The organism is Micromonospora sp. ATCC 39149, assembly GCF_000158815.1.
GTDB lineage: Bacteria > Actinomycetota > Actinomycetes > Mycobacteriales > Micromonosporaceae > Micromonospora.
This window is the reverse complement of record NZ_GG657738.1, coordinates 5,607,779-5,622,054: the sequence shown is the minus strand read 5'-3', so window position 1 is coordinate 5,622,054 and position 14,276 is coordinate 5,607,779. Positions and strand designations below refer to the sequence as shown.

Sequence of the window (14,276 nt, the reverse complement as noted above, 5' to 3'; positions counted from 1 at the left end):
CTTGGCCAGCACCCCGGCCGCTCAGCGGGGTTCCACCCCCGGCGGCAGGACGTTCTGCTCGGTGGCCTCCCGGACATACTCCATCAGGATCCGGCGCAGCTCACGGCCGGCGTGGGTGGGCTCCACGTCGCGGCGCTGGGCCACGGCGATGGTCCGGCGCACCCCGGGCGGGGCCAGCCGGGTGACCCGGACCCCGGGGCGGCGGGCCACCACCATGCCGGGCACCAACGCCACCCCGAGGCCCTCCTCGACGAAGCTGAGCACGGCGTCCATCTCACCGCCGTCGACCGACAGAGTGGGCTCGAAGCCGGCCTCCCGACACGCCTGGAGGGTGGCGTCGCGCAGGTCGTACCCCTTTCGGAACATGACCAGGGGCTGGCCGCGCAGGTCGGTGACGCGCAGCTCGCCGGTGGCCGAGGTGCCCGGCACCTCGGCCAGCGAGGCCACCACCAGGCTCTCCCGCAGGATCTCCTCGGCGCGCAGCCCCGGGTCCGCGCCCTGGGCGGGCATGATGATCAGCGCGAGGTCGAGGTCGCCGCGCAGCAGGTCACGGACGAGATCCTGCGAGCCGCCCTCCTCCACCCGCAGGTCGACGGCGGGGTGGGCGTCGCGGAACCGGCGCAGCACGGGCGGGGCGAGCGAGGTGGCCAGGCTCGGGGTGGCGCCGAGGCGGACCCGGCCGCGCCGCAGCCCGACCAGCTCCTGCACCTCCCGCGCGGCGGTGTCGACGTCGGCGAGGATCCGCCGGGCCAGCGGGAGCAGCACCTCACCGGCGGCGGTGAGGGCGATTCGGCCACGCACCCGCTCGAACAGCGGGGCCCCGAGGCCGGCCTCCAGCGCGTGAATTTGCTTACTCAACGACGGCTGGGTGATGCCGACCGCGTCGGCAGCTTGGGTGAAATGTCGTAGTTCTGCGACAGCGACGAAGTACCGAAGCTGATGTAGCTGCATCTACATAGCCTATGGCTATCAAGGCTGCGAGGTCGATGCATTGGACGACTAGTCCAAGGTCTCCTAGCGTCGGTCGGGTGGTACTCACGAGATCCCGGTCGCCCATCCGCTCCAACGTCGGCCTGAAGGCCGTCATGGCGGTGACGGGCATCCTGCTGGTGCTGTTCCTCGTCGCGCACATGCTCGGCAACCTCAAGATCTTCACGGGCGAGACCGCGTTCGACCACTACGCGCACTGGCTGCGCGACATCGGCACCCCGCTGCTGCCCTCGACCTGGTTCCTGTGGATCCAGCGCACGGTGCTGCTGGCGGCCGTGCTGGGCCACATCGGCGCGGCCACCCTGCTCGCGCTGCGCGCCCGCGCCGCCCGCCCAGTGCGGTACGCGCACCGCAAGAAGGTCAACGGCAGCTACGCGGCCCGCACGATGCGCTGGGGCGGCGTGATCATCCTGCTCTTCGTCATCTACCACATCCTGGACCTGACCACCGGTCACCTGAACCCCCAGGGCGACCCGGGCAACCCGTACGGCAACGTGGTCGCCGACTTCGCGCCGGCCCGCTGGTACGTCACGCTCTTCTACACCCTGGCGATCGTGGCGCTCGGCCTGCACCTGCGCCACGGCGCGTTCAGCGCGTTGCGCAGCCTCGGCCAGCAGACCCCCGCGGGCGAGCGCCGGGCACGCGCCGCCGCGCTCGTCTTCGCCATCGTGCTCTGCGCCGGCTACCTCGTGGTGCCGTTCGCCGTACTCACCGGATTGGTGGCCTGACCATGGATCTGTTCACCGAGGGCGACCCGATCGCCGACGCCCACGCCCCGCAGGGCCCGATCGAGACTCGCTGGGCGCGGCGCCGTTTCGAGGCCAAGCTGGTCAACCCGGCCAACCGCCGCAAGCTGACCGTGATCGTGGTCGGCACCGGCCTGGCTGGCGGCTCGGCCGCCGCCACGCTCGCCGAGCAGGGCTACCGGGTCAGGTCGTACTGCTACCAGGACAGCCCGCGCCGGGCCCACTCCATCGCCGCGCAGGGCGGCATCAACGCCGCCAAGAACTACCGCAACGACGGCGACTCGGTGCACCGGCTGTTCTACGACACCGTCAAGGGCGGCGACTTCCGCTCCCGCGAGTCGAACGTGCACCGGCTGGCGGAGGTCTCGGTCAACATCATCGACCAGTGCGTCGCCCAGGGCGTGCCGTTCGCCCGCGAGTACGGCGGCCTGCTCGACACCCGCTCCTTCGGCGGGGCGCAGGTGCAACGCACCTTCTACGCCCGGGGCCAGACGGGCCAACAGCTCCTGCTCGGGGCGTACCAGGCCCTGGAGCGGCAGATCGGCCTGGCCAACGTGGAGATGAACGCCCGGCACGAGATGCTGGAGCTGATCGTCGTCGACGGTCGGGCCCGGGGCATCGTCGTCCGGGACCTGGTCACCGGCGAGATCACCAGCGAGTTCGCCGACGCCGTGGTGCTCGCCTCCGGCGGCTACGGCAACGTCTTCTACCTCTCGACCAACGCCAAGGGCTGCAACGTCACCGCCACCTGGCGGGCGCACCGCAAGGGCGCGTACTTCGCCAACCCCTGCTACACGCAGATCCACCCGACCTGCATCCCCGTCTCCGGCGACCACCAGTCGAAGTTGACGCTGATGAGCGAGTCACTGCGCAACGACGGCCGGGTGTGGGTGCCGAAGGCCAAGGGCGACGACCGCCGCCCGAAGGACATTCCCGAGGACGAGCGGGACTACTACCTCGAACGAATCTACCCGTCCTTCGGCAACCTGGTGCCCCGGGACATCGCCTCGCGGGCGGCGAAGAACGTCTGCGACTCCGGGCGCGGCGTGGGCCCCGGCGGGCTCGGCGTCTACCTCGACTTCGCCGACGCCATCGGCCGGCTCGGGCGCCAGGCCATCGAGGCCAAGTACGGCAACCTCTTCGAGATGTACGAGCGGATCACCGGCGAGGACCCGTACGAGGTCCCGATGCGGATCTACCCCGCCGTGCACTACACGATGGGCGGACTCTGGGTCGACTACGACCTCCAGTCGACGATTCCCGGCCTGTTCGTGATCGGCGAGGCGAACTTCTCCGACCACGGCGCGAACCGGCTCGGCGCGTCCGCGCTGATGCAGGGCCTCGCCGACGGCTATTTCGTGCTGCCCAACACGATCGCGAACTACCTGGCGGCCGGCCCGTTCGAGCGGGTCGACGCCAGCCATCCGGCGGCGGTCGAGGCTCGACGCGACGTCGAGGACCGGATCCGGCGGCTCCTCGCCGTCAACGGCGACCGGACGGTCGACTCGTTCCACCGTGAGCTGGGTCAGATCATGTGGGAGCACTGCGGCATGGAGCGCAGCGAGGCCGGGCTGCGCAAGGCCATCGACGAGATCCGGGCGCTGCGCGAGGAGTTCTGGCGGCGGGTTCGCGTCCCCGGCGACGGCGAGGGGCTCAACCAGTCGCTGGAGAAGGCCGGCCGGGTGGCCGACTTCTTCGAGCTGGCCGAGCTGATGTGCGTCGACGCCCTGCACCGCGAGGAGTCCTGCGGCGGCCACTTCCGGGCCGAGCACCAGACCCCCGACGGCGAGGCGCAGCGCGACGACGACCGGTTCGCCTACGTGGCGGCCTGGGAGTACACCGGTGGCGACGAGCCGGTCGTACTGCACAAGGAAGACCTGAAATTCGAGTACGTGCACCCGACGCAGCGGAGCTACAAGTGAACCTGACCCTGCGCATCTGGCGCCAGTCCGGCCCCGAGGACAAGGGGCGGATGGTGACCTATCAGGTCGACGGCGTCTCCCCCGACATGTCGTTCCTGGAGATGCTCGACGTGCTCAACGAGCGGCTCATCCTCGCCGGTGAGGAGCCGGTGGCGTTCGACCACGACTGCCGCGAGGGCATCTGCGGCATGTGCGGCCTCATGATCAACGGTGACGCGCACGGCCCGCAGCGCGGCACCACCGCCTGCCAGTTGCACATGCGACAGTTCTCCGACGGCGACACGATCGACATCGAGCCGTGGCGGGCCCGGGCCTTTCCCGTCATCAAGGACCTGGTGGTCGACCGCACCGCCTTTGACAAGATCATCGCCGCGGGCGGGTACATCACCGCGCCGACCGGCAGTGCGCCCGAGGCGCACTCCGTGCCGGTCGCGAAGGCCGACGCGGACGCGGCCTTCTCCTCGGCCGCGTGCATCGGCTGCGGCGCCTGCGTGGCGGCCTGCCCGAACGGCTCGGGCATGCTGTTCACCGCCGCGAAGATCACCCAGCTCTCGCTGCTGCCGCAGGGCCAGCCGGAGCGGTACACCCGGGTGATCGGCATGGTCGACGCGCATGACGAGGCCGGCTTCGGCGGCTGCACCAACGCCGGCGAGTGCACCGCGGTCTGCCCGAAGGGCATCCCGCTGAACACCATCGGCCGGCTCAACCGCGACTACCTGAGGGCCACCGCCAAGCGCGGCGGCACCCCCGGCTCCTGACACTGGCCGGCGGCGGAATCGGGCGGACGTCGCGCTGCTGGTCGGCCCGCCGCAGTCGGTGCTGACCGCGGGGCCTTGCGGGGCTGCCGCAGTCGGTGCTGACGTCGGCGGGGCCTTGCGAAGCTGCCGCAGTCGGTGCTCACCTCGGACGGCCTATGGAGCTGCCCCGGCTGTGCGCCCAGCATCGCCGCCCGCCCGCCGCGAGACGCCGGCCCCACCTCGTGCCCAGCCCGCAGCACAGCCGCACGCCCACACCCCCCGCGCGCCGAGCACGGCCGCACGCCCCCGCCGAGCACAGCCGCCTGCCCCGGCCGCACGCCCACCGCCACGCGCCCGGCACCACAGGCCCACGGCACATCCAGTACCGGCGTACGCCGGGGCACCACGCCACCGCCGCACGCCCACGCCGCGAGCCGGCATGCCGCGCCGGCCCGGTCGTGCCCGGTCACCGCCCGGCGATCCGGCCAGGGGCCGGGTGACCGGCTGCGCGAGCGGAAGGAGTGCGAGCGGAAGTAGACGGCAGCGACAGCAGGGCGCAAGCACGGCTGCCCCGTCTGCGCGGGCAGCTCCATAGGGCACGCGGGAGCCCTTCCCTCCGCCCGCCCTTCCGCCCTTCCGCCCGGCCAGCCTGCCGGCCGGCCGGCCGGGACAGGGGTGCCGCCGGTTCAATGGCCGTCACGGGGTTGCCGACGGACGCCTGCGGATCGTGCTGGATGTGCGACCGGCAGCTCTACGGCCAGTGCGAGACCACCCAGGTCACCGCCGAGGGCAAGGGCACGGCGTGTTCGGCTACACCTCGCTGTACGGATCGGTACCTCGCTGTACGGATCGGTGCCCGGGCAGGCCGACTGACCGCCGTCACCGGGCTGATCGGCGCCCGCCCCACCAACCGGGCCGTCGTCCGGCGGCCCAGCAACGGAGGCTGCCCCACGCCGGGCCGCCACCGCGCGCGCGGGTGCGAGGGCGGACTACGGTGTACTGCGGGACACCGGTGGAGGGACAGACGACGATGGCGGTACCAGCGGAACAGGTCGCCCGGCGGGCGTTGGCGCGGCGGCTGCGCGGCGCGGTCGGGTTCGCCGCCCTGGCCGGCCTGGCCTGGGCGGTCCGGGACGTGCCGGCCGCCCTGGGCGGGCGGATCACGGGGGCCCGCGCCGAGCGGGCGGCCCGCTCCCCGCAGTTCCGCGACGGCATCTTCCACAACCGGGCGAGCACCCGGACTATGGCCGGCGCACCCGACCGCAGCCTCGTCCGCGAGCTGATCTTCGGTAAGCAGAAGCGCCGACCGTCCGTCGCCGTCCCGCTGCTGCGCCCGGCCGACTCTCCGGCCACCGCCGCCACCGAGCGCGAGCTCGGCGTCGTCTGGTACGGCCACGCCTCCGCGCTGATCGAGATCGAGGGTCACCGGGTGCTGGTCGACCCGGTGTGGAGCGACCGGTGCTCACCGTCGGCGCTGGTCGGGCCACACCGGCTGCACGAGCCTCCGGTCGGCCTGCACGAGTTGCCCGCCGTGGACGCGATCGTGATCTCCCATGACCACTACGACCACCTCGACATGGCCACGGTGCGGGCGCTGACCGCCGGGCAGTCCGCGCCGTTCCTGGTACCCCTGGGAGTCGGGGCGCACCTGGACCGGTGGGGCGTCCCGGAGCAGCGGATCATCGAGCTGGACTGGTCGGAGAGTCACCGGGTGGGCGGGCTGACGATCACCGCGACCGCCGCCCAGCACTTCTCCGGCCGGGGGCTGCGCCGTGACGGCACGCTGTGGAGTTCGTGGGTGGTGGCCGGGGTCCACCGGAAGGTCTTCTACACCGGCGACTCCGGCTACTTCGACGGGTACGCCGAGATCGGCGCCGAGCACGGCCCGTTCGACGTGACGCTGATGCAGATCGGCGCGTACGACCGGGCGTGGCCGAGCATCCACATGTTCCCGGAGGAGGCCGTCACCGCCCACCTCGACGTGCGCGGCGGGCTGCTCCTGCCGGTGCACTGGGCGACGTTCAACCTGGCCCTGCACGACTGGTCCGAGCCGGTGGACCGGCTCTGGGCGGAGGCGAAGGCCCGCGACGTCCGGCTGGCCGTGCCCCGCCCCGGCGAGCGGGTGGTCGTCGACGCCCCGCCCCCGGTCGACGGATGGTGGCAGTCGATCGCCTGAGGCGAGCGCCGCTCGTCGCCGCCCTGCCCCGGCCCGGTTCGTAACCCGCGCCGCTTTTCCTCGTTGGACCAGACCTAGTCGCCGTTATCGGCACCCATCGCGAATGGGCGTCGCCCGTGCCTCGGGCACCGCCGTTCGCAAAGGAGACGACAAGGACACGGTTCGTGGGCAACCTTCGCATCGCCATCCTGCTGCGCACGACCGAGGGCTGTTTCTGGACGCTTCCCCAGGTCGACGAGCTGCGTCGGCGCAACCACGAGGTGATCGCGATCCTTCCCCCGGGGCCGGGCGCGTTGCGGGAGCAGTTCAGAAAACGTGGTGTCGAGACGCTGGACTCCCCGTTCGACTTCCGGTTCCGTCCCACCCTCAAGGCGGTGCGAGGGCTGTGGAGACTTCGCCGGCTCCTTTGCGGGCTGCGGTTGGATGTCCTGAACTACCACCTGTACGCGGCGGCCCTGGCTGCCCGGATTGCGGCGTTTCGGCTTCCGCTGCGCCGGGTGCACATGGTCGCCGGGCCGCTCTACCTGGAATCGCCGGTGGTCCGTCCCGTGGAGCGCCTGCTGTGGCGGCTGGACGACCTCATCATCTGTTGCACGCAGCACATCTCGACGATGTACCAGGCCCTCGGCTGCCCGGCCGAACGGCGGCCGGTGGCCCAGTACGGGGTGGACCTGAACCACTTCGATCCCGCCAGAGTCCGAGCGCCCGGCCCCGCGGCCTCGGCTCGCGCCTCGGTCCGCGCGGAGCTCGGCATCGAGGACGACGTCTTCGTCGCGATCATGGTGGCGAACATCTACACGCCCAAGCGGATCGCGTTCTCCGGCCAGAACATCAAGGGCCACGACGTCCTTCTGGAGGCGTGGCGCGACTTCCACGCGGCGCATCCACGGTCGCGGCTGCTCATGGTGGGGGTGGGCTTCACCGAGGCCGGCGAGGCACACCGCAGGCACCTGATGGACAGGTTCGCCGACGATCGGAGCATCGTGTGGTTGGGCCGGCTGCCCGACCTGCGCCCCTACTTCCTGGCCGCTGATGTCAACGTGACGCCGTCGCTGTCGGAGGGCAGCAACGGAGTGGTCCGCGAGGCATCCGCCATGGGCCGTCCCAGCATCGTCAGCGACGCGGGGGGGCTGCCCGAGGCGGTGAACGACAGCTTCGCCTGGATCGTGCCGCGTGGCGACGCGGCCGCTCTCCGGGAGGCGCTCTCGATCGCTCATCGCGCCTTCACGACCGGCGAACTCGCCCCCAGGGGCAGAAGCGCGAGAGAGCACGCGCTGCGGGCCTTCGATCGCACGGCGGCGGCAGAGGCGGTGGCGGACATGGTGACGCACCGCCACCCCCGGAATCGTGCCGCCGACGTGCCGATTCCGTAACGTCCACCCGCGATCTCGGTTAACTGGGTGTAAGCAACACGGATCGCAACATTCCTGCCACCCGACCTGTCGCCCGGAGGCCCTCATGGTGGATCAGTACTGCGGAGGCAGACCTTCCCCCGCCCGGCGGATCCATCTCTCCCCGCCCGACGTCGGTCCAACCGAGGAGGCGCTCGTCGTCGCGGCCATGCGGTCGGGCTGGGTGGCACCGGCCGGCCCCGACCTGGACGCGTTCGAGCGCGAGGTGGCCGACCGGGTGGGTTGCGGCTACGCGGTGGGGGTCAGCAGTGGGACGGCCGCGCTGCATCTCGCCCTGGTCGCGGTCGGCGCCAGGCCCGGAACCGTCGTCGTGGTGCCGACCCTTACGTTCGTGGCGACGGCCAATGCGGTGACGTACACCGGGGCGGAACCGGTCTTCGTCGACTGCGATCCGGCGACCGGGAACGTGGACGTGGACCTGCTGCCCGACCTGCTCGACGACCTCCGGCGCCGGGGTCGGCGGGTCGCCGCCGTGATGGCGGTGGACATCAACGGCGTCTGCGCCGACTACGCCCGACTGCTGCCGGTCTGCGCGGCGGCGGGCGTGCCGGTGGTCGAGGATTCGGCCCAGGCCCTCGGTTCCACGTACGAGGGGCGGCACGCGGGGAGCTTCGGCCGCGTCGGCATCTTCTCGTTCAACGGCAACAAGATCATGACAACGTCGAGCGGTGGCATGCTGGTCTCCGAGGACTCCGTGCTGATCAGCCGGGTCCGCCGGCTCTCGACCCAGGCACGGGAGCCGGTCGCGCACTACGAGCATCGGGACATCGGCTACAACTACCGGCTGAGCAACGTGCTCGCGGCCCTCGGCCGGGCCCAGTTGCGTCGCCTCGACGGGATGATCGAACGGCGGCGTGCGCTGCGGGAGCGCTACGCCAAGCTCTTCGCCTCGGTGCCGGGTACGCGCATCCTCGGCGACGGGGATGCCGGCTCGAACTGCTGGCTGACCTCGCTCGTGGTGGAACCGGCGACGGCCGGTTGGCGGGCTGCCGACCTCGGCGAGCACCTGGCGGCGCACGACATCGAGACCCGCCCCATGTTCAAGCCGATGCACCGGCAGCCGGCGCACCTCGGCCGGCGGGCGGTGGTGACCGGAGCAGCGGATCGACTCTTCGCCAGCGGCATCTCGCTGCCGAGCGGGTCCACCCTCCTCGGCGCCGACGCCGATCGCGTCTTCCAGGTCGTCGAGGAGTTCCTGGTTCGACATCGGTGAGCGGACCCGGGGGCAGGCGGGCAGGCGGGTAACGCCCTCCCGCCAGACGGCCGCGCCGGTCAGGACGCCCCGATCACCGCGCCAGCGCCGGGTCGCACATGGCCAGTTCGGCCCGAACCTGCGGGAGGGTGAGCAGCAGCTCCATGATCTCCGGCACGTCCAGCCGCCGGGCGGTGGCGGAACTGAGCTCGGGCACTGGTGGCATCCCGATCCTGCCCTCGCTGACGTAGGACGCGTAGTTGAGTCGCCTGGCGTCGACCGGCAATCGGTAGAAGTCGCCGAAATCCTCGGCGCGGGCCAGTTCCTCACGGCTGGCCATCGTCTCGAACTGCTTCTCACCGTGCCGTACGCCGATCACGTCGTACTTCGGGGGCACGTCGAAGAGCTGGCACAGGGCGACGACGAGGTCCCCCACCGTGCAGGCACCGGCTTTGCGCACGAAGATGTCGCCGGCCCTGGCGTGCTGGAACGCGTGCTCGACAAGCTCCACGGAGTCGGCGAGCGACATCATGAAGCGCGTCATGTCGGGGTCGGTGACGGTCGGCACGACCCCGGCCTTTATCTGTTCGATGAAGATCGGAATCACCGAGCCCCGCGAGTACATGACGTTGCCGTACCGGACACAGGAGACGACCGTCCCGTCGCCCGAGCTGCCCCGAGCGTGGGACTGCGCGAGCTTCTCCATCATCCCCTTGCTCATCCCCATCGCGCTGACCGGGTGAACCGCCTTGTCGGTGCTCAGCATCACCACGGAGCCGACCCCGTGCCGATCCGCTGCCTCGATCACGTTCGCGCTGCCCACCACGTTGGTCCGGAAGGCCTCCAGCGGGAAGAACTCGCAGGACGGGACCTGCTTGAGCGCCGCGGCGTGGAAGACGAAGTCGACACCCCGGGTGGCGTGCAGGACGCTGTCGAGATCCCGGACGTCACCGAGGTGGTAGGAGACCCGGTCGTCCCCGAGGGTCCGGCGCATGGCGTCCTGCTTGGCCTCGTCCCGGCTAAGGACGCGTACCTCCGCGACGTCGCGGTCCAACAGCCGTCGCACCATCGTCTGGCCGAACGAGCCGGTCCCTCCGGTGATCAGCACACGGCGACCAACAGTCGAGCAAGTCATCCAAGTTCTCCTATTTCTTGGAGCGGCGCCGGCCTTCCTGGCACCGCGCAGCAGCCACTGCGGACGGTCACGGGCCGCCGAGCCGCGCGGCACCCGGTTCAACGAAGGGCAGAGTGCTGAGAAACGCACGAAAAATGCATATTGTCCGCTTCGCCGCCGGTAGCTGGCCGCCACGGACCGACAGACACGCCGAGCCGGCCGCTCGGGCGGGCGGACGGGCGGTCGCCGGCCGGCGCTCAGAGCACGAAGGCGTCCGTCCAGAGCGCGCCGGAACGGCCGGAGAGCGCGTCCAGCATCGCGACCGCCTGGCCGTCGGTGAGCTGCGCGACGAAGTCGATGATCGCCCGCCCCCGGGCCCGGCCGATCCGGTCCGGGGTACGCGGGTGCAGCTCCGCCTCGGCCAGCTCGACCAGGTCGTGCAGCCGGCGCGGCAGCCGGGACTCCTCCTCCGGGTCGAGCAGCCACTCCCACAGCGCTTCGACGAGGGTCCCGAGCAGCCGCGCCTGGCCCCGCTGGTGCAGGGCCAGGTCCGGGCGGGCCAGCACGAACCGGTGGTGCACGAACTTGAGCACCTGCACCTCGTGCCACTGGGCCGGGGCGAGCAGCACGTGCCCGGAGCGCATCGACGGCGTCTCGGCCACGGTGATCGCGTCGACGAACCGGGTGGTCCACCGGGCGGAGAACCGGGCCACGTACTGCTCCGCCTCGATTGAGCCGTCGAACGGCAGCGCGAGCAGCCCCTCGACCAACTCCTGCCGGACGTGCTCGACGGCGGCGGCGAACGCCTCGTCGTCGGCGACCCAGCCGTCCTTGCGGTGCAGCTGGCGGCGCAGCCGCTCGATGGCCGCCCCGGGCCGCCGGGCCGCTCCGTCCAGCGCCGGCCCGGTGATCGCCCGCAGGTGATCGTTCTCCCGCTGCCAGGCCATCAGCTCGGCCGCCACCGTGCCCTGCTGGAGCACCCCGACCCGGTAGAAGTCCTCCACGTCGTGGATGGCGTACGCGATGTCGTCGGCGGTGTCCATCACCGACGCCTCCACGGTCTGCTGCCAGTCGGCGATCCGCCCGGCGAACGGTTCCCGGGCCTGCCGCAGGTCGGCCAGCTCCGTGCGGTACGCGCCGAACTTGGCCGACCCGCTGTCCGGATCCTCGGGGGGCGCGGCGGCCCCCCGGGGCGGCGGGACGAGGTGCCGGGGGTGCGGGTCCGGGTGGTCCAGCCGGGTCCACGGGTACTTCAGCATGGCCGCCCGGACCGCCGCCGTCAGGTCCAGGCCGGTGGTCGCCGCGCCGCGGATCTCGGTGCTGGTGACGATCCGGTACGACTGGGCGTTGCCCTCGAACCCGTCGGCCAGGCCGAGTCGCTGGCGGGCCAGCCGGTCGAGCACCCGCTCCCCCAGGTGCCCGAACGGCGGGTGCCCGAGATCGTGGGCGAGGGCGGCGGCCTCCACCACGTCCGGGTCGCAGCCACCGAGGACGTCCAGCAGATCCCGCCAGCGTTTGTCGGCGGTGAGCCGCTCGGCGATCGCGCGGGCCACCTGGGCCACCTTGAGGCTGTGGGTGAGCCGGTTGTGCACCAGCAGGCCGGAGCCGCCCGGGCTGATCACCTGGGTGACGCCGCCCAGGCGGGTGAAGAAGGGCGAGGCCACGATCCGGTCCCGGTCGGCCCGAAACGGGCTGGCGGCGAGGTCGCCGAGGGCCCGCGCGCTGCCGCCGAAGAGCCGCCGCGCCCGCGGGTCAGCGGGATGTTCCATGATCGCACGCTAGCGCAGCCGGCGGCGCGGCACATCGGGTCGCGCCCCGCCCGGGTCGGGGCGCGGCGTCGGGGCGATCGGCGGGGGTGGCGCGCGGCGTCGGGGGCTGCCGGCACAATGCAGGGCGGAACCCACATTCGAAGGCGGATGAAGATCGTGACCCAGTCTGTGCACCAGCGGATCGCCGACGAGCTCGGCGTCGCCGAGCGTCAGGTCCGGGCGGCCGTGGAGCTGCTCGACGGCGGCGCCACCGTGCCGTTCATCGCCCGCTACCGCAAGGAGGCCACCGGCCTGCTCGACGACGCCCAGCTTCGCACCCTGGAGGAGCGGCTGCGCTACCTGCGCGAGTTGGACGAGCGCCGCGCCGCGGTGCTGGAGTCCATCCGCGGCCAGGGCAAGCTCGACGAGGCCCTGGAAGCGCAGATCATGGCGGCCGACTCGAAGTCCCGGCTGGAGGACATCTACCTGCCGTTCAAGCCGAAGCGGCGGACCCGGGCGCAGATCGCCCGCGAGGCCGGGCTGGAGCCTCTCGCCGACGCGCTGCTGGCCGACCCGGGCAAGGACCCCCGGGAGCGGGCCGCCGGGTTCGTCGACGCGGACAAGGGGGTGGCCGACGCCGCCGCCGCGCTGGACGGCGCGCGGGCGATCCTCATCGAGCGCTTCGCTGAGGACGCCGACCTGATCGGCACGCTGCGCGAGCAGATGTGGTCGCGGGGCCGACTGGTCTCGCGGGTACGCGAGGGCCAGGAGTCCGCCGGCGCGAAGTTCGCCGACTACTTCGACTTCGCCGAGCCGTACGCGAAGCTGCCCTCGCACCGGATCCTGGCGATGTTCCGGGGCGAGAAGGAGGGCGTGCTCGACCTGACGATGGACCCGGAGGCCGAGGGCGACTCCGATGCTCCGGTCACCGGCCCGACCCGGTACGAGGCGGCGATCGCCGGCCGGTTCGGCGTCAGCGACGCCGGGCGGCCCGCCGACCGGTGGCTCGCCGACACGGTGCGTTGGGCCTGGCGTACCCGGATCCTCATCCACCTCGGGGCCGACCTGCGGATGCGGCTGTGGCAGGCTGCCGAGGAGGAGGCCGTGCGGGTCTTCGCCACCAACCTGCGCGACCTGCTGCTCGCCGCGCCCGCCGGCACCCGGCCGACCATGGGCCTCGACCCTGGCCTGCGCACCGGGGTCAAGGTGGCGGTGGTCGACGCCACCGGCAAGGTCGTCGCGACCGACACGATCTACCCGCACGAGCCGCGCCGGCAGTGGGACGCCTCGATCGACACCCTCGCGAAGCTCGCCGGGGCGCACGGCGTGGAGCTGGTCGCCATCGGCAACGGCACCGCCAGCCGGGAGACCGACAAGCTGGCCGGTGACCTGATCAAGCGGCATCCGGAGCTGAAGCTGACCAAGGTGGTCGTCTCCGAGGCCGGCGCGTCGGTCTACTCGGCGTCGGCGTACGCCTCGCAGGAGCTGCCCGGGCTGGACGTGTCGTTGCGCGGCGCGGTCTCCATCGCCCGCCGGTTGCAGGACCCGCTCGCCGAGCTGGTGAAGATCGACCCCCGTTCGATCGGCGTCGGCCAGTACCAGCACGACCTGTCCGAGGTGAAGCTCTCCCGTTCCCTCGACGCCGTGGTCGAGGACTGCGTGAACGCCGTCGGCGTCGACGTGAACACCGCCTCCGCGCCGCTGCTGACCCGGGTCTCCGGAATCGGGGCCGGGCTGGCGGAGAACATCGTGCTGCATCGCGACGCCAACGGCCCGTTCCGCTCCCGGGCGGAGCTGAGGAAGGTGTCCCGGCTCGGCCCGAAGGCGTTCGAGCAGTGCGCCGGCTTCCTGCGCATCCCCGGCGGCGACGACCCGCTCGACTCCTCCAGCGTGCACCCGGAGGCGTACCCGGTGGTGCGGCGGATCCTGGCCCGCACCGGGCAAGACCTGCGTTCGCTGATCGGGCAGAGCGCGATCCTGCGCGGGCTGCGGGCCACCGACTTCGTCGACGACACCTTCGGCCTGCCCACCGTCACCGACATCCTGGCCGAGTTGGAGAAGCCCGGCCGGGACCCACGGCCGGAGTTCCGCACCGCCACCTTCGTCGAGGGCGTGGAGAAGATCGGCGACCTGACCCCCGGCATGATCCTGGAGGGCGTGGTCACCAACGTGGCCGCGTTCGGCGCGTTCGTCGACGTCGGGGTGCACCAGGACGGCCTGTTGCACGTCTCGGCGATGT

10 protein-coding genes are annotated in these 14,276 nt (G+C 72.0%); 7 read left to right on the top strand and 3 right to left on the bottom strand.

All coding sequences use genetic code 11. The annotated features are described in order from the left end of the window. Positions 1 to 21 precede the first annotated feature (21 nt). Positions 22 to 951: a LysR family transcriptional regulator gene (locus tag MCAG_RS24630; RefSeq protein WP_007075671.1), complete on the bottom strand. Its 930-nt coding sequence runs from the start codon at positions 949 to 951 to the stop codon at positions 22 to 24. 77 nt (positions 952 to 1,028) lie between these two features. Here MCAG_RS24630 and MCAG_RS24625 point away from each other — a divergent pair, with 77 nt between their 5' ends. The 6 genes from MCAG_RS24625 to MCAG_RS24600 all read left to right on the top strand — a co-directional run bounded on the left by MCAG_RS24625 (position 1,029) and on the right by MCAG_RS24600 (position 9,196). Further along, a complete protein-coding gene (locus tag MCAG_RS24625) occupies positions 1,029 to 1,718 on the top strand; it encodes a succinate dehydrogenase cytochrome b subunit (protein WP_007075670.1) in 690 nt (229 codons plus the stop codon). Positions 1,719 to 1,720: 2 nt separating this feature from the next. After that, complete coding sequence (locus MCAG_RS24620; protein ID WP_007075669.1) at positions 1,721 to 3,658, top strand: fumarate reductase/succinate dehydrogenase flavoprotein subunit; 1,938 nt, start codon at positions 1,721 to 1,723, stop codon at positions 3,656 to 3,658. Next, positions 3,655 to 4,416, top strand: coding sequence for a succinate dehydrogenase/fumarate reductase iron-sulfur subunit (locus MCAG_RS24615; RefSeq protein WP_007075668.1), 762 nt, complete (start codon positions 3,655 to 3,657; stop codon positions 4,414 to 4,416). Before MCAG_RS24620 ends, MCAG_RS24615 begins: the two co-directional genes overlap by 4 nt. A gap of 1,009 nt (positions 4,417 to 5,425) precedes the next feature. Beyond that, positions 5,426 to 6,571, top strand: coding sequence for an MBL fold metallo-hydrolase (locus MCAG_RS24610; RefSeq protein WP_036375092.1), 1,146 nt, complete (start codon positions 5,426 to 5,428; stop codon positions 6,569 to 6,571). A gap of 164 nt (positions 6,572 to 6,735) precedes the next feature. Continuing rightward, the gene (locus tag MCAG_RS24605) at positions 6,736 to 7,944 is read left to right on the top strand and encodes a glycosyltransferase family 4 protein (RefSeq protein WP_157548209.1); all 1,209 of its coding nucleotides are present in this window, start codon (positions 6,736 to 6,738) and stop codon (positions 7,942 to 7,944) included. Between the two features lie 85 nt (positions 7,945 to 8,029). Next, entirely contained in the window at positions 8,030 to 9,196 is a 1,167-nt protein-coding gene (locus MCAG_RS24600; RefSeq protein WP_050778053.1) for a DegT/DnrJ/EryC1/StrS aminotransferase family protein, read from the top strand. 73 nt (positions 9,197 to 9,269) lie between these two features. Here MCAG_RS24600 and MCAG_RS24595 read toward each other — a convergent pair whose 3' ends face one another. Beyond that, positions 9,270 to 10,283: a polysaccharide biosynthesis protein gene (locus MCAG_RS24595; RefSeq protein WP_304412201.1), complete on the bottom strand. Its 1,014-nt coding sequence runs from the start codon at positions 10,281 to 10,283 to the stop codon at positions 9,270 to 9,272. Between the two features lie 263 nt (positions 10,284 to 10,546). Next, positions 10,547 to 12,058, bottom strand: coding sequence for a deoxyguanosinetriphosphate triphosphohydrolase family protein (locus MCAG_RS24590; protein ID WP_007075662.1), 1,512 nt, complete (start codon positions 12,056 to 12,058; stop codon positions 10,547 to 10,549). 117 nt (positions 12,059 to 12,175) lie between these two features. On the opposite strand from MCAG_RS24590, the gene MCAG_RS24585 reads away from it, so the two are divergent. Further along, the coding region (locus MCAG_RS24585; protein ID WP_304412200.1) for a Tex family protein at positions 12,176 to 14,276 on the top strand (2,101 nt) is incomplete at its 3' end.

Coding starts and splice junctions, on each gene's coding strand:
- MCAG_RS24630 (WP_007075671.1), bottom strand. CDS start 951: ATGCAGCTACATCAGCTTCGGTACTTCGTCGCTGTCGCAGAACTACGA.
- MCAG_RS24620 (WP_007075669.1), top strand. CDS start 1,721: ATGGATCTGTTCACCGAGGGCGACCCGATCGCCGACGCCCACGCCCCG.
- MCAG_RS24610 (WP_036375092.1), top strand. CDS start 5,426: ATGGCGGTACCAGCGGAACAGGTCGCCCGGCGGGCGTTGGCGCGGCGG.
- MCAG_RS24600 (WP_050778053.1), top strand. CDS start 8,030: ATGGTGGATCAGTACTGCGGAGGCAGACCTTCCCCCGCCCGGCGGATC.
- MCAG_RS24590 (WP_007075662.1), bottom strand. CDS start 12,058: ATGGAACATCCCGCTGACCCGCGGGCGCGGCGGCTCTTCGGCGGCAGC.